General features: G+C 69.6%; 18 protein-coding genes. 8 read left to right on the forward strand and 10 right to left on the reverse strand.

Going from position 1 to position 18497, the window contains the following annotated elements:
• The 3 genes from QMK34_RS13660 to QMK34_RS13670 all read left to right on the forward strand — a co-directional run.
• Window positions 1-1565, forward strand: a 1565-nt coding sequence (locus tag QMK34_RS13660; RefSeq protein ID WP_326414262.1) for an AAA family ATPase, incomplete at its 5' end; no start/stop codon positions are given.
• A 418-nt stretch (window positions 1566-1983) separates the two neighbouring features.
• Window positions 1984-2286 carry a hypothetical protein gene (locus tag QMK34_RS13665; RefSeq protein ID WP_326414263.1) on the forward strand — a complete coding sequence of 101 codons (303 nt, stop codon included), beginning with the start codon at window positions 1984-1986 and terminating at the stop codon, window positions 2284-2286.
• Complete coding sequence (locus QMK34_RS13670; protein ID WP_326414264.1) at window positions 2286-3320, forward strand: ketoacyl-ACP synthase III family protein; 1035 nt, start codon at window positions 2286-2288, stop codon at window positions 3318-3320. Before QMK34_RS13665 ends, QMK34_RS13670 begins: the two co-directional genes overlap by 1 nt.
• Window positions 3321-3348: 28 nt before the next feature.
• Here the strand turns inward: QMK34_RS13670 and QMK34_RS13675 are convergent, their stop codons facing one another.
• Window positions 3349-4923 (reverse strand): sodium:solute symporter, encoded by a 1575-nt coding sequence (locus QMK34_RS13675; RefSeq protein ID WP_326414265.1) that lies wholly within the window; start codon window positions 4921-4923, stop codon window positions 3349-3351.
• Window positions 4910-6151, reverse strand: coding sequence for an anhydro-N-acetylmuramic acid kinase (locus tag QMK34_RS13680; protein ID WP_326414266.1), 1242 nt, complete (start codon window positions 6149-6151; stop codon window positions 4910-4912). Before QMK34_RS13680 ends, QMK34_RS13675 begins: the two co-directional genes overlap by 14 nt.
• Before the next feature lie 141 nt (window positions 6152-6292).
• Here QMK34_RS13680 and ftsY point away from each other — a divergent pair, with 141 nt between their 5' ends.
• Both ftsY and QMK34_RS13690 read left to right on the forward strand, forming a co-directional pair.
• On the forward strand, window positions 6293-7588 hold the full coding sequence (gene ftsY / locus QMK34_RS13685; RefSeq protein ID WP_326414267.1) for a signal recognition particle-docking protein FtsY: 1296 nt from the start codon (window positions 6293-6295) through the stop codon (window positions 7586-7588).
• Window positions 7589-7693: 105 nt separating this feature from the next.
• Complete coding sequence (locus tag QMK34_RS13690; protein ID WP_326414268.1) at window positions 7694-8209, forward strand: GNAT family N-acetyltransferase; 516 nt, start codon at window positions 7694-7696, stop codon at window positions 8207-8209.
• Between the two features lie 49 nt (window positions 8210-8258).
• On the opposite strand, the gene QMK34_RS13695 is transcribed toward QMK34_RS13690, so the two are convergent.
• Window positions 8259-9023: an IclR family transcriptional regulator gene (locus QMK34_RS13695; protein ID WP_326414269.1), complete on the reverse strand. Its 765-nt coding sequence runs from the start codon at window positions 9021-9023 to the stop codon at window positions 8259-8261.
• Window positions 9024-9146: 123 nt separating this feature from the next.
• On the opposite strand from QMK34_RS13695, the gene aceB reads away from it, so the two are divergent.
• Complete coding sequence (gene aceB / locus QMK34_RS13700; protein WP_326414270.1) at window positions 9147-10727, forward strand: malate synthase A; 1581 nt, start codon at window positions 9147-9149, stop codon at window positions 10725-10727.
• 4 nt (window positions 10728-10731) lie between these two features.
• Window positions 10732-11928 (forward strand): DUF6986 family protein, encoded by a 1197-nt coding sequence (locus QMK34_RS13705; protein WP_326414271.1) that lies wholly within the window; start codon window positions 10732-10734, stop codon window positions 11926-11928.
• Between the two features lie 197 nt (window positions 11929-12125).
• On the opposite strand, the gene QMK34_RS13710 is transcribed toward QMK34_RS13705, so the two are convergent.
• The 4 genes from QMK34_RS13710 to QMK34_RS13725 all read right to left on the reverse strand — a co-directional run bounded on the left by QMK34_RS13710 (window position 12126) and on the right by QMK34_RS13725 (window position 15290).
• Window positions 12126-13583 (reverse strand): NAD-dependent epimerase/dehydratase family protein, encoded by a 1458-nt coding sequence (locus QMK34_RS13710; protein WP_326414272.1) that lies wholly within the window; start codon window positions 13581-13583, stop codon window positions 12126-12128.
• Window positions 13576-14199, reverse strand: a complete 624-nt coding sequence (locus QMK34_RS13715; RefSeq protein ID WP_326414325.1) for a rhomboid-like protein — start codon at window positions 14197-14199, stop codon at window positions 13576-13578. The genes QMK34_RS13710 and QMK34_RS13715 overlap by 8 nt, the downstream gene beginning before the upstream one ends.
• Window positions 14183-14647, reverse strand: a complete 465-nt coding sequence (locus tag QMK34_RS13720) for a hypothetical protein (RefSeq protein WP_326414273.1) — start codon at window positions 14645-14647, stop codon at window positions 14183-14185. The genes QMK34_RS13715 and QMK34_RS13720 overlap by 17 nt, the downstream gene beginning before the upstream one ends.
• Window positions 14648-14720: 73 nt before the next feature.
• On the reverse strand, window positions 14721-15290 hold the full coding sequence (locus tag QMK34_RS13725) for a TetR/AcrR family transcriptional regulator (RefSeq protein WP_326414274.1): 570 nt from the start codon (window positions 15288-15290) through the stop codon (window positions 14721-14723).
• Window positions 15291-15372: 82 nt separating this feature from the next.
• Here QMK34_RS13725 and QMK34_RS13730 point away from each other — a divergent pair, with 82 nt between their 5' ends.
• On the forward strand, window positions 15373-16266 hold the full coding sequence (locus QMK34_RS13730) for an aldo/keto reductase (RefSeq protein WP_326414276.1): 894 nt from the start codon (window positions 15373-15375) through the stop codon (window positions 16264-16266).
• 1 nt (window position 16267) lies between these two features.
• Here the strand turns inward: QMK34_RS13730 and QMK34_RS13735 are convergent, their stop codons facing one another.
• The 3 genes from QMK34_RS13735 to QMK34_RS13745 all read right to left on the reverse strand — a co-directional run bounded on the left by QMK34_RS13735 (window position 16268) and on the right by QMK34_RS13745 (window position 18433).
• Entirely contained in the window at window positions 16268-16774 is a 507-nt protein-coding gene (locus QMK34_RS13735; protein ID WP_326414277.1) for a GNAT family N-acetyltransferase, read from the reverse strand.
• Window positions 16775-17010: 236 nt separating this feature from the next.
• The gene (locus QMK34_RS13740; protein ID WP_326414278.1) at window positions 17011-18138 is read right to left on the reverse strand and encodes a DUF2786 domain-containing protein; all 1128 of its coding nucleotides are present in this window, start codon (window positions 18136-18138) and stop codon (window positions 17011-17013) included.
• A gap of 31 nt (window positions 18139-18169) precedes the next feature.
• Complete coding sequence (locus QMK34_RS13745; protein WP_326414280.1) at window positions 18170-18433, reverse strand: hypothetical protein; 264 nt, start codon at window positions 18431-18433, stop codon at window positions 18170-18172.
• Window positions 18434-18497 lie beyond the last annotated feature (64 nt).

The following is an 18497-nucleotide window of genomic DNA, read 5'->3' on the forward strand; positions in this document are numbered from 1 at the left end:
CCTCGGAGCGGCTCAACCGGATGCAGCAGGCCGCGCGCGCGGCCGAGGCCGAGGTCGAGCGCTTCCGTAACCAGCGGGCCAAGGTCGAGCAGAGCCGCGAGCAGGCGCTGACCCAGCTCGCCGAGTTCGAAGAGCGCCTGTCCGCCGTCGCCGAGCAGGAAATCGACGAGGACCCGGACACCGCCGAGCGCGACCAGGCAGCCGACGACCTCGCGGTGGTGCGCCAGGAAGAGATGGAATCCCGCCTTTCCCTGCGCACCGCGGAGGAGCGGTCCCGCGGGATCGCGGGCAAGGCCGAGTCCCTGCGCCGCGCGGCGTTCGCCGAGCAGCAGGCCCGTGAGCGGGCCGAGAAGGCCCGTTCGGCCCGTAAGCGCGGCGCCGAGATCGCCACCGCCGTGGTCGACGGCGGCGAGATCGCCTTGGAGCGCATCGAGATCTCCGTCCAGCGCGCGGCCGCCGAGCGCGACCACGCCCAGGCCCAGCGGCAGACGCGGGAGGGTGCGCTCGCGCAGGTCCGCAGCAAGGTCCGCGAGCTGACCGGCGAGCTGGAGAAGCTCACCGACGCCGTCCACCGCGACGAGGTGCAGCGCGCGGAGCAGCGGCTTCGCCTGGAGACGCTGGAAACCAAGATCAGCGAGGACTTCGGCATCGGGCTGGAGGACCTCGTCGCCGAGTACGGCCCGGACGTCCCCGTGCCGCCGAGCGTGGGCGAGGTCGCCGAGTACGAAGCGGCCAAGGAGCGCGGCGAGGACGTCACCCCGCCGCCGCCGATCCCGTACGACCGCGACACCCAGGCCCGCCGTGCCAAGCGTTCCGAGAAGGACCTGACGCTGCTCGGCAAGGTCAACCCGCTGGCGCTGGAGGAGTTCGCGGCGCTGGAGGAGCGCTACAAGTTCCTTTCCACGCAGCTCGAGGACCTCAAGGACACCCGCAAGGACCTGCTCAGCGTCATCAAGGACGTCGACGAGAAGATCCTTGAGGTCTTCGCGGCGGCCTACGAGGACGTCGCGCGCGAGTTCGAGGTCGTCTTCAGTGTGCTGTTCCCCGGCGGCGAAGGCCGGATGGTGCTCACCGAGCCGAACGACCTGCTCGCCACCGGCGTCGACGTCGAGGCCCGCCCGCCTGGCAAGAAGGTCAAGCGGCTCTCGCTGCTCTCCGGTGGCGAGAAGTCACTCGTCGCGGTCGCGATGCTGGTGGCCATCTTCCGCGCCCGCCCCTCACCCTTCTACGTGATGGACGAGGTCGAGGCGGCGCTGGACGACACCAACATGCGCCGCCTGATCGGCCTGCTGGAGCAGCTTCGGGCGTCTTCGCAGCTGATCATCATCACCCACCAGAAGCCGACGATGGAGATCGCCGACGCGCTGTACGGCGTGAGCATGCAGGGCGATGGCATCACCAAGGTCATCTCCCAGCGCCTCCGCACCGGCCGCGACGAGCCGGGTGTGCCCGTCGCTGCTCCGGTCGAGGTTCCGGTTGTCGTGGTCGAGGAAGCCGTGTCGGAGCCCGGGTCCGAGCCGGTGGAGGACGTCGTGGCCGACGAAGAGGCCCCGTCCGCGGAGTAGCCGGACGGCCATGTCTTTGTCCACAGTGGACGTGGCAGGCCCGAGTCAGCCGACAGGCGTGATTTCCCACGAGGCGGGACGACGTTGTCGACGCAGCGCGGCGACGCTCCACCGTGCTGCTACTCAAAGTAGTCACCTTCATCAGTCGGGAGGGATCTCGGCTACTTCAAGTAGCAATGCCCACGATCGCGTCTGGCGCATTTTTCGTGTTGTTCACGGCATTTTTCGCATGTCAGAGCCGGTTTTGCTGCCGTCATACACGGTAGTTGGTAGCTCTCGGTGATCGGGTGTGCGAGCCCGCAAGATAGCTCAGGGTAATCTCTCAAGTGCAGGTTGATGCTTTGCCGTCAACCCGGGACCGGCCTCGACGAGGCGGCCGGTGACTGTCCGGCTCGCGCACAAAACCCAAGGATCACGAATGACCGACTTCGTCTTGCCCGTTCAACGCCGGTATTTCACCGTCATGCCGGACGAAGTGCTCAAGACGCCCCCGCGCCTGCTGGTCTGCTGGGATCGCGAGACCGGCTGGGGGCACGTCGCCGCCGAGCTTTCCGATGGCGCCCGGCCTGCTTTCCTTGCCTTCCACCGGTTTTCCGGCGGTGACTGGCAGACCGTGTGCGCCCCGTTCGTCGCGGCCGGGTACATGGTGCTGGCCGAGTACGACCGCGACGACGGCCTGCTCGAGGTTCGCCTGGAGCTCACGGCGAGGGTGGCGAACTGATGCGCTTCACCTCGATCAACCTGGTCGGCATCGGCACTGAGGTCGGCAAGCTCGTCTCCGTCCGGCACGCCATCGAAACAGGCCAATACGAGCCCGCGGAGGCCGAGAAATCGGCACAGCTGTCCACCTCCGTCGCCGACCTGCCGGGCCCGCGGCTCGCGGTGCGGGCCGGGCACAAGGCGCTGACACAGGCCGAAAAGCAGCTCGGTGCGCCGCTGGCGCCGACCTGCTCGCTGCACGCGGGCATCTACTATCCCGGCATCGACTTCTGGCATGCCGCGTCGTTCGTGCGCCATCAGCTCGGCCTCCCGGCGGGCCCCGGCCTCAACGCCGAACTGGGCGCCATGAGCAACAGCGTGGTGGCCGGGATGGACCTCGCGGCCAGCCTGCTGGCAGGCAGGCCGGACCACAACGCGGTGCTGATCACCGCGGGGGATCGGTTCGGCGGCCCGGGTTTTCCGCACTGGAACACCGATCTCGGCATCGTCTACGGCGACGCGGGCTCGGCCGTGGTGCTGTCGCGCGAACCCGGTTTCGCCAGGATCCTGTCCATCGCCTCGTATACCGATCCCTCGCTGGAGGGCCTGCAACGCGGCGACGAACCGTTCCGGATGGCCAGCGTCGCGGCGCACGAGCCCCTCGACATCCGCCGTCGCAAGGCCGAGTGGTTCACCTCGCAGGATCGGTCGACCGTGCTCTCCCGCAACGCCGCCGGGGTCTGTGAGGTGGTCAAGACCGCGCTGGTGGAAGCCGAGCTCGACCTGCCGGATCTCGCCAAGGTCTGCGCGCCCCACTACGGCCGCCGCCTGGTGGACACCCAGATCCTGCGGCCGATGGGCATCGCCGAGGACCAGACGATGTTCGCGCTCGGCCGCCGCGTCGGCCACCTCGGCGCGAGCGACCAGGTGGTCGCGCTGGACTTCCTGCTCCGCAACAGGACGGTCGGGCCCGGCGATCACGTGCTGCTGCTGGGCATCGGTGTCGGCATGACGTGGACCGCCGTCGTCCTCGAGATCACCGGGGACCTTCGGTGAGCGGCGCACCGCCCACCGAAGGCGGACACTAGGCGGCGGGTTCCGGCTCCGTCTCCGGCGCGTCGATCTCGATCGACTTCGGATCCGCGTCGCGGTGCCGCAGGGCGAGCAGGCCGCCGACGAGCAGCGAGATGATCACCCCGACGAAGGTGTACCAGAAGGTGGCGAGCGGCACGAGCGTCTTCGTCGCCGCCCCGAACTGGAGGTGCACCGACGTCGTCGCCTTGTCGAACTTGACGAACAGGATGATGAACGCCATCCCGACCACCGAGGCGACGAAGGCGACCACCGCGTCGGCCTGGCGGGCCTTCTTCACCAGCAGGCCAAGGAAGAACGCGCCAAGCAACGCGCCGTAGGTGTACCCGACGATGCCGAGGCCCTGCTGGATCACCGGGTCCTTGGAGTTGGTGAACAGGGAGGCGAAGATCGCGAACACCACCGCCCAGATCAGTGTCCACATGCGACCGTGCCGCAGGAGCTTCGAATCCTCGACCGACTTGCTGGTGAACCGCTGGTAGAGGTCGGCGATGGTCGAGGTCGACAGCGCGTTGAGCGCCGAGGCCAGCGCGCCCATGGTGGAGGCCAGGATGCCGGCGATGAGCAGCCCTGCCAGGCCCACCGGCAGGTCGTTGACGATGAAGTTGGGGAACACGTCGTCCCCGGACATCGTGCCCTTGGCGATGTTCGTCGCGGTGGCGCCGCCCGCGCCGCCGGTGTAGACGAACAGCATCGCGCCGACGACCAGGAACAGTCCGAACTGGACGAACACCAGCAGTGACGAGCCGATCAGCGCGCGCTGGCCGTCGCGCAGGTTGCGGCAGGACAGCAGCCTGCCGACGATGAGCTGGTCCGCGCCGTGCGAGGCCATCGACAGGAACGCCCCGCCGATCACCGCGCAGAGGAACGCGTATGGCTGGGTCAGCAGGTTCATCCCGAAGTCGACCAGCTTGAACTTGCCCTGGTCCGAGGCGATGCTCGTCCACCCGGCGGGCAGTTTGGAGCCCAGCACGATGATCGCGGCGATGGCGCCGAGGATGTAGAGCGACCACTGGATCACGTCCACCCAGATCACCGACTTGATCCCGCCGACGAACGCGTAGATCACCGTCAGCCCGGTCAGCAGGACCACGATGTGCCAGTAGGCGGTGTGGATGCCGTAGTGGTCGAGGATGACCTTGATCGGGATCGCGCCCGCGAACAGCCGCAGGCCCTCGGCCAGCAGCCGGGTGATCACGAACGTCACCGACGCCGTGCCCTGCAGCCCGCGGCCGAACCGCTTGCCGAGGAACTCGTACGCGCTGACGTAGTTGCCCTTGAAGTAGCGCGGCAGCAGCACGAACGCGGCGATGGTCCGGCCGATGATGTAGCCGAAGGCGACCTGGAGGAACAGGAACGCGCTGCCGAACACCAGCCCCGGCGTCGAAATCACGGTCAGGGTGGAGGTCTCGGTGGCGACCACCGACAGCGTCACCGCCCACCATGGCATGCTGCGCTCGCCGACGAAGTAGTCGGACGCGGACTTCTGCTTGCGGCCGATCAGCACGCCGATGATCGGCATCGCGGCCAGATAGGCCACGACGATCACCAGGTCAACTGGGTTCATGTGTATCTCCTACCGTCTTGTCTGCTTCGCCCGCTACCCGCAACCGGGTCACGGTGCCCCCCAGCGGGGCAGGAAGACGCAAAGGTCCGTCGCCGGGACTGATACTGCCGAGAACTCGCGGTCCGCGCGCGCCGGTCGCCGTCGGCACGTTCCCCGATACGCCCGAGAGGGTGAGCCAGCCGAGCAACGCCGTCAGGTAGGCCTCCTTGCCGGCGCGGGGCAGGCCGAGGTCGTCACTGGTCTTGAGCGCGGTGTCCGGCAGGTTTCTGGCGAGCGCCGCCATCAGCGACGGGTTGTCGGCGCCGCCGCCCGAGACGACCACCGTGACGACGTCGTGCCGGACGCACTCCCGCGCGATGCTGACGGCCGTCAGCTCGGTGAGGGTGGCCAGGAGGTCTTCACCGGACAGGGTGAGCCCGGTGGTGGCGGAGTCGAGGTAGCCGCCGTGGAAGACCTCCTTACCGGTGGACTTCGGCGGCTGGGCCGCGTAGTACGCGTCGGCGAGAAGGCGCGCGAGCAGCTCGGGACGCACTGTGCCGAGGGCGGCGAGCCTGCCGTCGAGGTCGCTGCGTTGCGTGCCGCCGGTGACGCGCGCCGCCGCGACGTCGAGCAGGGCGTTGCCCGGTCCGGTGTCGTAGGCGACGACCTCGCCTTCCGGTGGCACGACGGTGATGTTGGCGATGCCCCCGATGTTGAGGCCCGCGACCGCGTGCCCGCTCTCGTCCGCGAGGTTCCGCAGCCACAGCGCGTCGAGCGTGCTGGCGAGCGGGGCGCCGTGCCCGCCCGCGGCGACGTCGCGTGAGCGCAGGTCGGCGACCACCGGCAACCCGGTCCGCTCGGCGATCCACGCGGGCTGCCCCACCTGCAGGGTGCCGCGCGCGACGCCGTTTTCGACCCAGTGGAACACCGTCTGGCCGAGTGAGGCGATCAGGTCCGCGTCCCCGCCCGCGAGCTCCCGGACGCCGTGGGCGGCGGCTTCGGCGAAGGCCTGGCCGACCTGGGTGTCGAGCTTGGTCAGCCGTTCGGCGGTGCACGGGTTCGGTGGCAGCGCGGCGAGCAGGTCCGCCCGCAGCTCGTCGGGATAGGGGAGTTCGAGGTGGCCGAGCGGACGCAGCAGGACGGTCCCGTCCTCGACGCTCAGTCCGGCGGCCGCCACGTCGATGCCGTCGAGCGAGGTGCCGGAAATCAGCCCGACCACCCGGATCTCGTCGCTGCGGCGCACAGTCATCCGAAGGGGTTTAGTCGGCGATGTCGGACTGCGCAAGCCTGGATGTGACCATTTGGCGTAATCAGGTTGTACATCGTTATCTGTTGCCCTGGCGGGAGGGCGTGGCGGGGGTCCCGGGTTCCGGATGCGAAGATGGCGACCGTGTCGAGCACCCCCTGGTTGTGGATCGTTGTCGTAGCCGTCGTCGTACTGGTCATCGCGTTGGTGGCGGGCCTGCTCATCGCGCGCCGCCGCCGGATCACCCTGGACGAAGCCCGCCGGGTCGAAGGTGAGAAGAAGCCGCGCGGCGGTGGTTACACGGCCAGCAGCGGCATCGCGCTCGCTCCTGGCGGAACGGCTGAACCTGAGGCCGCCGAGCACCCGGTCGAGGACCGGCCCGAGGTCGACGGCCAGCCCGCGGTCGGTGACGACGCCGCGGTGCCGAGGGACTCGCCGCAGCGCACCGTGCTGGACGTCTCCCTGCCCGAACCGGTCGAGACCCCGGCGCCCGCGCTCGACGAGATCGACCCGGCGACCGGGCGGATCGAACGCCTGCGCGGGCGGCTCTCGAAGTCCCGCTCGGTGTTCGGGCAGAGCCTGCTGGGCCTGCTCGGCGCCGGGGACCTGGACGAGGACTCCTGGCAGGACGTCGAGGACACCCTGCTGATGGCCGACCTGGGTGCCGCGACCACCACCGAGATCGTCGAGCGCCTGCGTGACGAGCTGAGCCGCCGCGCCGTGCGGACCTCGGCCGACGCCCGCGCCGTGCTGCACGAGGTGCTCACGGCCGCGCTGTCCACCGACCACGACCGCGCCGTCCGGGCGCTGCCGCATGTCGTCGACGGCGTCAAGCAGCCCGCCGTCGTGCTGGTCGCCGGGGTGAACGGCACCGGCAAGACCACGACCACCGGCAAGCTCGCGCGGGTGCTCGTCGTGCAGGGCGGCACCGTCGTGCTGGGCGCGGCGGACACCTTCCGCGCGGCCGCCGCGGAGCAGCTGGCGACCTGGGGCGAGCGTGTCGGCGCTGAGGTCGTGCGCGGCAAGGAAGCCGCGGACCCGGCGGCCGTCGCGTTCGACGCCGTCAAGCGCGGGATCGCCGCCGGGGTCGACACCGTGTTGATCGACACCGCGGGCCGCCTGCACACCAAGACCGGCCTGATGGACGAGCTCGGCAAGGTCAAGCGGGTGGTCGAGAAGCTGGCCAAGGTCGACGAGGTGCTGCTCGTGCTCGACGCCACCACCGGCCAGAACGGCCTGATGCAGGCGCGGGTGTTCTCCGAGGTCGTCGACGTCACCGGCATCGTGCTGACCAAGCTCGACGGCACGGCCAAGGGTGGCATCGTCTTCCAGGTGCAGCGCGAACTCGGCGTCCCGGTCAAGCTCGTCGGCCTCGGCGAGGGGCCGGACGACCTGGCCCCGTTCGAGCCCGGCGCGTTCGTGGACGCCCTGCTCGGCTGAGCCTTTCCTGCTAACAGCCCCTGAAGGCCACCTTCACGGCGTTTTACGCTGTCAAGGTGGCCTTCAGGGGCAATCAGCGCTGTTGAGGAGGAGGTGGAAGCTGCCATGACCACGATCCACGGCCACCGGGTGTTGTTGCGGACGTATACGGCTGCCGACCAGCCGAGGGCTCGCGAAATCCTGTCGACCTCCGAGGTCTCGCGGTGGTGGGGCGATCCGGACACCGAGACCAAGGGCCTGCTCGACGAGGGCGATGACACCGCGTCCTATGTCATCGAGTTCGAGGGTGAGCTGGTCGGGATCATTCAGAGCTCCGAGGAGCTCACCCCGCAGTACCGGCACGCGGGCATCGACATCGCGGTGCACCCGGGGTGGCACGGCCGGGGGATCGGCACCGACGCGATCCACACCCTCGCGCGGCACTTGATCGACGAACGCGGTCACCACCGGCTGACCATCGACCCGGCGGCGGCCAACGAGTCCGCCGTCCGCTGCTACGCCAAGCTCGGGTTCCGTCCGGTCGGCCTGCTGCGCCAGTACGAGCGCGGCCAGGACGGCACCTGGCACGACGGCCTGCTGATGGACCTGCTGGCCGACGAGTTGGTCCGGCCGTCCTGGTGATTGCCCCTGAAGGCCACCTTCACGGCGTTTTACGCTGTGAAGGTGGCCTTCAGGGACCTTCGAGGTGGGCGCCGAGGGTCGCGGCCACCCGCTGCACGACCGGGGCGATGCGCGAGACGGCCTCCATCGTCAGGCGCCCGGACGGGCCGGATACAGACACCGCGGCGGGGGCGGGAGCGCCGGGGACGTTCACGGCAACGCACCTGACGCCCAGCTCCTGTTCCGCCTCGTCGAGCGCGTAGCCCTGCTTCGCGATCTTCTTCAGCTCGACCTTCAGCGCGGCTTCGTCGGTGAAGGTGTGCTCGGTGTACGCGGGCATGCCGGTGCGGCCGAGCAGGGCCTCGACGTCGGCGTCGGGCAGGTGCGCGAGCATCGCCTTGCCGACGCCGGTGCCGTGTGGCAGCAGCCGCCTGCCGACCTCGGTGAACATCCGCATGGAGTGCTTCGACGGCACCTGGGCCACGTAGACGACCTCGTCGCGCTCCAGCACCGCGAGGTTCGCCGTCTCGCCGACCTCCTCGACCAGCTCCGCGAGCAGGGGTTTCGCCCACGCGCCGAACTGCATGCTCGCGTTCTCGCCGAGGCGGATCAGCCGGGCGCCGAGCGCGTAGCGGCGGTTGGTGTTCTGCCGGACGTAGCCCAGTGCGACCAGGGTGCGGATCAGCCGGTGGATGGTCGGCATCGGCAGCCCGGACAGGGTCGCCAGCTCGGACAGGCTGGCCTCGCCGCCGGTGTCCGCGAGGTGTTCCAGCAGCTCGAAGGCCCGCTGAAGGGATTGGACGCCCCCGTCGCGCCCGGTCTTCTCCTCTGCCACCGAGGCTCTCCTTACGTCACATTGAGCTTCCGCTATGCAGAAACTATAGTCCGTGATGTAGAAAACCGTAGGGGCGTCCTGTTTGGGGGCGTCACCAGTCTTCGACCGCACGGGGTGTTTCGCATGTCTTCCGAAGTCCAGGTGCACGGTGACCCAGTCGAGCGTGGCGACGAGATCCTGACGACGGAAGCGCTCGCTTTCCTCGCCGGGTTGCACGACGCCTTCGCGGCCCGCCGCGACGAGCTCCTCCAGGCCCGCGGCAAGCGCCGAGAAGAGGCCAGGACCACCGGAAAGCTCGACTTCCTGCCCGAGACCCAGTCGATCCGCGACGGCGACTGGCGCGTGGCCGAGGCACCACTCGCGCTGCGCGACCGCCGCGTCGAGATCACCGGCCCGACCGACCGCAAGATGACCATCAACGCGCTGAACTCCGGCGCCAAGGTGTGGCTCGCCGACCTCGAGGACGCGAACACCCCGCACTGGGCGAACGTGGTGTCCGGCCAGGTCAATCTGCGTGACGCCGTTCGCGAAGAGATCAGCTTGGAGGCCGGTGGCAAGAGCTACGCGCTGCGTGACGACGTCGAGCACGCCACCATCGTGGTCCGTCCGCGCGGCTGGCACCTCAACGAGCGTGGCCTGACCTTCGGTGGCCGCGAGGCTGTCGGCGCGCTGGTCGACTTCGGGCTCCACTTCTTCCACAACGCCCAGGAGCTCCTGAACCGCGGCAAGGGCCCGTACTTCTACCTGCCGAAGATGGAGAGCCACCTCGAAGCGCGGCTCTGGGATGACGTCTTCACCCACTCCGAGAAGACGCTGGGCATCGAGCACGGCACCGTCCGCGCGACCGTGCTGATCGAGACCATCCCGGCCGCGTTCGAGATGGACGAGATCCTCTACGAGCTGCGCGACCACATGTCCGGCCTCAACGCGGGCCGCTGGGACTACCTGTTCAGCATGATCAAGTACTTCCGCGACGCGGGCGAGAAGTTCGTGCTGCCGGACCGCAACTCGGTGGCGATGACCGCGCCGTTCATGCGTGCCTACACCGAGCTGCTCGTGCGCACCTGCCACAAGCGCGGCGCGTTCGCCATCGGCGGCATGGCCGCGTTCATCCCGAACCGCAAGGACCCCGAGGTCACCGCCGCCGCATTGGACAAGGTGCGGGCGGACAAGAGCCGCGAGGCGGCCGACGGGTTCGACGGCTCCTGGGTCGCGCACCCGGGCATGGTCGACATCTGCCGCGAGGAGTTCGACAAGGTCCTCGGCGACAAGCCGAACCAGCTCGACCGGACTCGTGACGAGGTCAGTGTCACCGCAGACCAGCTCCTCGACGTCGCGTCCACCCCGGGCGGCTCCACCGCGGCGGGCCTGCGTGCCGCGGTCGACGTCGGCGTCCGCTACCTCGCGTCCTGGCTCAGCGGCAACGGCGCGGCGGCCATCCACAACCTGATGGAGGACGCCGCCACCGCCGAGATCTCGCGCTCGCAGATCTGGCAGTGGGTCAAGAACGGCACCGTGCTCGACACCGGCGACAAGGTGACCGAGGAGCTGGTGCGCGGCGTGCTGGCCGACGTCCGCGGCGAGCTGTCGTCCGAGATCAAGGAAGACCTGCTCGCGCCCGCGGTCGAGCTGTTCGAGCAGGTCTCGCTGGCGCGGGACTTCCCGGACTTCCTGACGCTGCCCGCCTACGAGCGGATCAAGTAGCGCCGTGGGGACCGGCCGGCTCACCGACGAGACCTACGCCGCCGCGGACGCGCGCCTCGCCGAGGCGGACGCGCGGGTGGCGGCCACGTATCCCGGCGAGCCGTCCGGCCGCCAGCCGGTGCACACCGTGTACGTGCCCGCGTCGCAGTACAAGGCGCGGTTCGTCGCGGACTGGGGCAAGCAGGCCCAGCGGATCTTCGGCGAACAGGGCGACTCGCTCGACCTGAGTCCCGAGGTTTCCCAGCGGGTCTGGCAGAAGCTGTTCACCGAGCCGATCGAAGACCTGCGGATCGATTTCGAGGACGGGTACGGGAACCAGGGCGACGAGGCCGAGGACGCGGCCGCGCTGGCCGCCGGGCGGACCCTCGCCATCACCGGCGGGACCCCGTTCGTCGGGATCCGGTTCAAGAGCTTCGAAGCGGCGACGCGACGTCGCGGCATCCGGACGTTGGACCTGTTCCTGGCCGGGCTGCTGGAAAGCGGCCCGCTGCCGGAAGGCTTTGTCGTCACGTTGCCAAAGGTGACCGCGGTGGAGCAGGTCGCGGTGGCCGCGGACCTGCTGGGAGAGCTGGAAACCGCGTACGAACTGCCGGAAGGCGCGCTGCGGTTCGAGGTCCAGATCGAGACGGCACAGTCCATTTTGGACACGGACGGCACGGTGGCGGTCGCCCGCATCGTCCAGGCCGCAGCCGGTCGGTGCACCGGGCTGCACTACGGGACGTACGACTACAGCGCCGGTCTCGGTATCGGCGCGCAGTACCAGAGCATGGAGCACCCCGCGGCGGACTTCGCCAAGCAGCTGATGCAGGTCGCGGCGGCGGGCACCGGCGTGCGGCTGTCGGACGGCTCGACGAACAAGTTGCCGGTGGGGGACAACGTCCTGAGCGCGTGGCGTGAACACCTGCGCCTCATCCGCCGCTCGCTGGAACGCGGGTTCTACCAGGGCTGGGACCTGCACCCGCACCAATTGCCGACGCGCTTCGCAGCTACGTACACCTTCTTCCGCGAAGGCTTCTCCTCGGCCGCGTCGCGTCTGCGCGACTACGCCGACAAGACCGACCGGGGCGTACTCGACGAGCCCGCGACGGCACAGGCGTTGGCGAGCTTCCTGTTGCGGGGGCTGGACTGCGGCGCACTCGACGAGCCCGAACTGGGCTTCGACCGCGCCGCCCTGGACCGCTACGCCCGGCGCCTGGTCTAGTTTCGCAACTCGTCGACGAGTCGTGGTCTCTTGGCCACTGAGAGACCACGACTCGTCGACGACTTGTGGTGCTTGCGCGTTCAACGACCACGACTCGTCGACGCGTTGCGGGATGGTGGTCAGGTCGCGTACGGCCAGCTCGTCGAGCCTGCGATGACCTCGTTGACGAACCCGACGACCAGAAATTCCGCGCGTGCTCAACGGTCTTCGAGCTGTGCCAGGAACGGGTTGCGCTCGGCTTGGGCGCGGTAGCCCGCGGGGTCGCGGACGCAGTCGGGGCACCAATGGCCTGCCGTCAGGACGAGCCGCGGACTCCCCAGGAAGGTGTGGCCGAAGGCGCAGCGCCAGTGCAGGGGCGTGGTGATGTCGCCGGGCTCGGGGTTGTCGGAAAGCAGTTCGCCGCCGCGAAAGCGCGCGGCTTGAAGGTAGTCCGCACGACTCCAAGCCGCCGGCTCGTCGTAACCGTGGTCGAGGTATCGCGGGTTCCGGTCCGGGCTGGGTGGGACGAACGTCGTCCAGTCGCCGATGGACGCCCACTCGGCGCGGGAGCCGAAGTAGGCGTCGATCCGGTCGGTGTCGTCGTCGGCGAGGAAACGCAGGGTGCCGCGCGGCCGCCGGGTCAACGGCTTCATCACGAGGTTCTTCACGATCCACGCGGGGACTTTGCCCGCGAGCCGCACGGTGGCCGGAGCCGCGGCCACCGCCCGATTCAGTGCCGCGTCGAAGGTGTCGCGGCGGAACGGGACGAGCTCCGCCAGCCGGTCCGAGTCGGTGTACCACTGGCCGTGGAAGTTCCGCGTCGCGAACCAGTCGCGTTCGTGCCAGCGCCGGATGTCCGTGACGCCCAGCGCGGCGGCCAGGCGGGTTTGCAGCTCCCAGTTGGTCAGCCGCCAGTCCTCGCCGCCGCCGATGTTGTAGACACCGCACCAGAATTCGGGTGGGACCTCGGGTTCGCAGAGGTTCGCCAGCAGGCGCGCGGAGTCCTCGACGGACACCCATTCCATGGTGCCCTCGAACGGGCAGTGCGTCATGATCGGGTCGCGGACGCCGAGCAGACCCGGATGGAAGATGCCCGTTTGCCGCAGCCAGGCCCATTTCGGCAGTCCCGAGTCGACCAGCGCCCGTTCCGCGACGATCTTGCTCTGGCCGTACTCGTCGAATCGGGCGACCCGCAACGGATCCCCGATCCGGCCCCAGTGGTGCGGCGGGTTGCGGTCACCGGTCTGGGCCACGGAGCCCACCATGACGACCCCGATCGACGCGGGATCTGGCTGGGCCGCCACCGCGCGGATGATGTTGCGGGCGCTGCCGACGTTGACCCGGTGCGTGAGCTCGGGGTGGTCGTCGGCGTACGGCGAGACGACCGCGCCGACGTGGAGCACGAAATCCGCGTCCCTGACACAGTTCTCGACCACCGCGTAGTCGGTGAGATCACCGTGGACCACGGTGAGGTTGTCCATGCCTTGGAAAGCACGTATCGCCTCGCGGTCGTGCGCGGTCGGCAGGACCAGCGCCACGACGTCGAACCGGCCGGCGCGCTCGGCGAACTCGGTGAGGACAGACCGGCCCCAGTTCCCGGACGCGCCCGTCAGGAACACCCGGCGGCGCTGTTGCTTGCTACCCAACGGCTTGTCACCCAACGGCTTGCTACCCAACGTTTTCTCCCGCCGTCCGGACCCGGTGTGCGCGGACGAGCAGCCCCAGCCCGAGACCGAGCGCGGCGGACAGGACGTGCCCGCACGTGGTGACGTCCGGCAGTCTGCCGTACCAGTCCGCGGCGGTCAGCGGGTAGAGCAGGATGAACGCCGCCCAGGGCACGCGCGTCCAGCGCGGCAGGAACCAGGTGGCCGCACCGGCGGCGCCCAGCGCGCCGTAGCTCACCCCGTAGTCGAGCTCCGTCCGCACTTCGGCCGGGTAGTCCGCCACGGCGATCAGAAGCAGCGTCAGCAGGGTGACGACCACGTGCACGGTCAGGAAGATCCCGAACGCGCGAGCCGTGCCCAGCCGGTGTTCCAGCAGGCCGAGGCAGAACGCGACCCCGGCGACCACGATCAGGACGACGTTGAGCAGGTCGCCGGAGGTGTCCACCACCAGCGCGCCGGCGAACAGCCGCACCGGGAACCACCAGTCGACGTCCGCGGGGGCGGTGCTGATGGCGTGCAGCAGGCTGTCCGCGGCGGGCGCGGGCAGGTTCGCCACCAGGAGGTGGGTGATCAGCAGGACGCCGAGGTAGCAGGCCGTGCCGCGAACGTGGTCAGCAGGAGCCGCGATAGTCCACCACGGCTTTCCGCGCGGCCTCGATCTCCGCGGTTTCCAAGGGTGCGATGGCTTTGCTCGCCGGGGTTCCGTCCGCCAGGTTCTTCTTCGCGTCGGCCGCGGCGTAGACGACTTTGCGGAGCTTGTCGTCCAGTGCTTTCGGCAGCTTCGAGAGCAGGACGACGCCGGAGTACGCGATTTGCCCCACGGCCTCGACAACCTTGGCTCGGTTCTGCGGGGTCTCGCCGTCCGTGACGAGCGGGTAGGCGATGAGGGTGAACAGTGGCCCGGCGACCGTGGCGAAGCCGTTCAGGTTGCCGCAGAACTCCTGGTGATCTTCGGCGGAAGAGGGAGACGGGGACGCGGCCGGTGGCGGCGGGGCGGCCTCGGGGGGAGTGCCGCAGCCCGCGGTCGTCAACGCCATGATCGAGATCACCACAGAGGCCAAGACTACGCGGGTCATGCTCGGCATGCTATTGGGCCTGGAGCCGGGACAGGATCCCGTTGGCCGGTAAAGGTCAACGGCGACATCGGGTTCAGGCCTTTACCGCGTCGACGACGAGTGTGAGGAGCGCGTCGATCCGGTCCGGGGTGCCGGTGGCCGCCGTGGAGAGGAACACGCCGAGGAGCATCGCGGTGACGTCGTCGGCGTCGACGTCGGCGCGCAGCGATCCTGTCCGCACTCCGGCGGCGAGGATCGTGGCGATCGCGGCGTTGAGGCGTTTCCGCGTGTGCGGCGTTGAAATGGTCCCCGACGCGATTCCGGCGCGAAGTGTGTCGATCATGCCCCGCTTGGCGGCGACGAACGCCACGTAGCGGTCCATCCAGGCGCGCAGGGCGAGCTCGGGCGGGAGCTCTGCGAGCAGGGCGGGGGCGCTCGTCGCGACCTCGTCGAGCTCGGCGGCGTAGACGGCCTCGACGAGGGCTCCGCGGGTGGGGAAGTGGCGGTAGAGCGTGCCGATGCCTACTCCGGCGTCGCGGGCGATGGTTTCGAGCGCGACCATGGCGTCCGCGGTCGCGAAGGCCGTTCGAGCCGCGGTGATGAGCTTTTCGCGGTTGCGCCGCGCGTCGGCGCGGCCCGTGGCGGGGGGCTCGGACGGAGTCAAAACGGAGGCACCTCCGGTAGTGCAACAGTCGGAAGCGGAGGTTCCTCCGCCTCCAGCATCATCGCACGAGGACGGGACTTCCATGACCTCCAGTGGCACCATCCTGCTCGCCGGCCGCACTGTCTCTCGCGTCGGCTACGGGGCCATGCAGCTGCGTCCGGGCGGAGATCGCACCGCGGCCGTCGAACTGCTGCGGCGTGCGGTCGAACTCGGCGTCGACCACATCGACACGGCCCAGTTCTACGGCGACGGTCACGCCAACAGCCTCCTGCGCGAGGCGATCCGCCCCGAGGACGGCGTTCTCGTCGCCAGCAAGGTCGGGGCTGATTCGAGTCCCGGCGGGCCCACCCCGGTCCGGCTCGCGCAGCGGCCGGAAGAACTGCGGGCGAGTGTCGAGGCCAACCTCGCCAGCCTCGGTCTCGACCGCATCCCGCTGGTGAACCTGCGCCGCACGGACACCGGGCCGGGCCTGCGGGCGGAGGGCGACCAGGTGGTCGATCTCGACGACCAGCTCGCGGTCATGGTCGCGCTGCGCGACGAGGGCAAGATCGGTGCGATCGGGCTGAGCAGCGTGAACATCGAGGTCCTGCGCCGGGCGCTCCCGGCGGGCATCGCCTGTGTGCAGAACGCCTACAGCCTCGTGGCCCGCGACGACGAGGCACTGCTCGACCTCTGTATCGCCGAAGGTGTCGCCTGGGTGCCGTTCTTCCCGCTCGGCGGCGCGTTGCCCGGCATGCCGAAGGTGACTGACGAGCCGGCCGTCGTGGCCGCGGCGGAGTCGCTGGGCCGCACGCCCGCGCAGGTCGGCCTCGCCTGGCTGCTCCACCGCGCCCCGAACGTGCTGCTCATCCCGGGTACCGCCAGCGTCGAGCACCTGCGGGAGAACGTCGACGCCGGGGCGATCGTGCTCGACGACGCGACGCTCGCCGCGCTGGACGCCGTCCCGGCGCGGGCGGCGGACATCCCGCACGAGTGACTCACCCGCGTCGTTCGAAGAACAGCCAGTGCTGCTGGAGGTGCGGCGGTATTTCCGTGCCCTGATAGGGAGTTCGCTCGGTGAAGCCCCGCGAACGGTACAAGCGCTGGGCCTCCGCCATGAAGCGGGCGGTATCGAGCCGGACCGTCGAGGCCCGCATCCGCGCGGCTTCTTCGAGCAGCGAGTCGAGCAGGCGTGCGCCGACGCCCTGCCCGCGGCGTTCCGGCGCGACGTACATCCGTTTCAGCTCGACGACGCGCGGTTCCAGCGTGCGCAACCCCGCCACCGCCACGAGGGAGCCGGACGAGTCCTCGGCGACGAGCAGCGCGCGGGAGGGATCGTCGTACTCCTGCAGCGACGCCCGCAGACCGGAGATGTCGGTGGGCGGGTCCTCGATACCGAACTCGCTGAGGAGCTGTTCCGTGGCCACCGTCATGTAGTCCACCAGGAGCTTGGTGATTTCTTCGGCCTCGGCGGCGAGGTCGGCTCGCCGGATGGTGACGGACACGGGTACCAGTGCTCCGGGATTCTTCGGGTCGGCGGCAGTGCGGTGGAACCGATCCTACGGGGACCGTCGATCGGGGACTTCCCGCCGCACTAATCAACGGTCCCTGAAGGCCACCGTGACGGCGTCTAACGCCGTCAGGCCCGTCGCCGACGAGGCGACGGGCCTTTGGGGACACAGTGGCCTTCAGGGACGGTCAAACCGGGGGAGGTGCTGGAAACGTTGGAGGGTAAGAAACCTCAGCCGTCGAGCGTGGCCTGATCGGCCGCCGCGCGGCCCGCCTCCCAGCCCTCTCCGCTGCGCACCGAGACCCGCTTGCCGACCTTGGCGGGGAACACCCGCTCGAAGGTTTCGTCCACTTTGGCCTGATGGGTGGCCAGCACCGGCAGCAGCGACGGCTGGCCGGCGGTGATGGTCATCCGCGCCTGCTCGAGCCGCTCGCCGATCCTCGACGCGTAGGCGACCAGGAACGACTTCCGGTACGCCCGCGTCGCCTTCTTGCCGCTGGCGAGCGTCGCTTTGGTCGCCTGCAACAGCAACGAGGTCGTCAGCAGGAGCACCGCGTCGACGTCGTCCTCGTCACCAAGGACGCTGACGAAGCCGAACTCGCCGTGGAACAGCGCGCGGCACCGGTTCGCGGCCGAAACCACTTGCACCAGCAGGGATTTCGCGTCCAGGTGCGGGGTCTCCAGCCACAACCGCCTGGTGACGAACGCGTCCGTGTTCACGCCCGTCTCGGCCTCGACCAGTGCGCGGTCCAGCGCGTACCGCGTCATCAGCTCTTGCGCCTTTCCCGTGAGCGCCTCGGCCTCTTCGGGGAACGAGCTGGACTCGGCCTTCGCGAGCAGCGCCCGGACGCGGCCGAGTTTCTTTTCGTCGACGCCGTGGTGGACGTGCGCCGTCTCCTTCCGGACCGTGCCGGGCAGCGAAAGGATGAGGTTCAACGTCGGCAGCCGCAGCAGTTGCCCGAGCACCTCGATCACGGCCGCGACGACTTCCTCGCCGATGAGCACCTGCTTCGCCGCCCACTGCCCCAGGTGCGGCTCGGTCCGTGACCACCACACCTTGGCGTCCAGCCCCTCGAGCCAGCGCGCGTCGACGGTCTCTGGCGCGTAGGGATCCACGTAGATCGCGAGCGAGTCGAGCAGGTAGCTCGTCCCGAACTCGTCGAACCGGCGCCGGGCGAGCTCGTAGAGGTCGTCGGGCAGCCACCCGCGTTCGAACACCCGCTTCAGCACCTGGCGGGTCGTCTGCTCGGCCTCTTCGCCGAGTTCGGGGCGGGCTGGATTGATCGCGCCGGCGGCTTTCTCGTCGCCGCGCGCGTAGGCGGTCGCGGCGGTGAAGAGGTCTGGGGGCGCTTCGGGCATGCACAGATCTTTCGTTATCGCCGGTGGGCGCTCACTCCCGGGGGTTCCCGACCGTGGCCTCGCTCTCCCCGGCCCGGAGCCGGAGGGCGATCGACGTCGCCGCGCGGCCCGCGGGCGACGCGGTGGGTTTGCTCAGCGTGCTCGCGAAGATGCCGAGCAGGAGCGAGATCACCCCCACCAGCACCAGTAAAATCTTGACCGCCGTCGAGCCGATGACGCCGCCGCCGAGCCGGGTGCCCCCGAGGAGGGCGGCCGCGACGAGCGCGGCGCCGATGATGACGAGCGAGACGTTCACGGGCCCTCCCTCGAGCGAGACGACGGGGAGTGAGTTTACGCCAAGATGGTGTCCCTGTGTGGGC

The sequence above is a fragment of the Amycolatopsis sp. H20-H5 genome (assembly GCF_035828755.1).
Taxonomy (GTDB): domain Bacteria; phylum Actinomycetota; class Actinomycetes; order Mycobacteriales; family Pseudonocardiaceae; genus Amycolatopsis.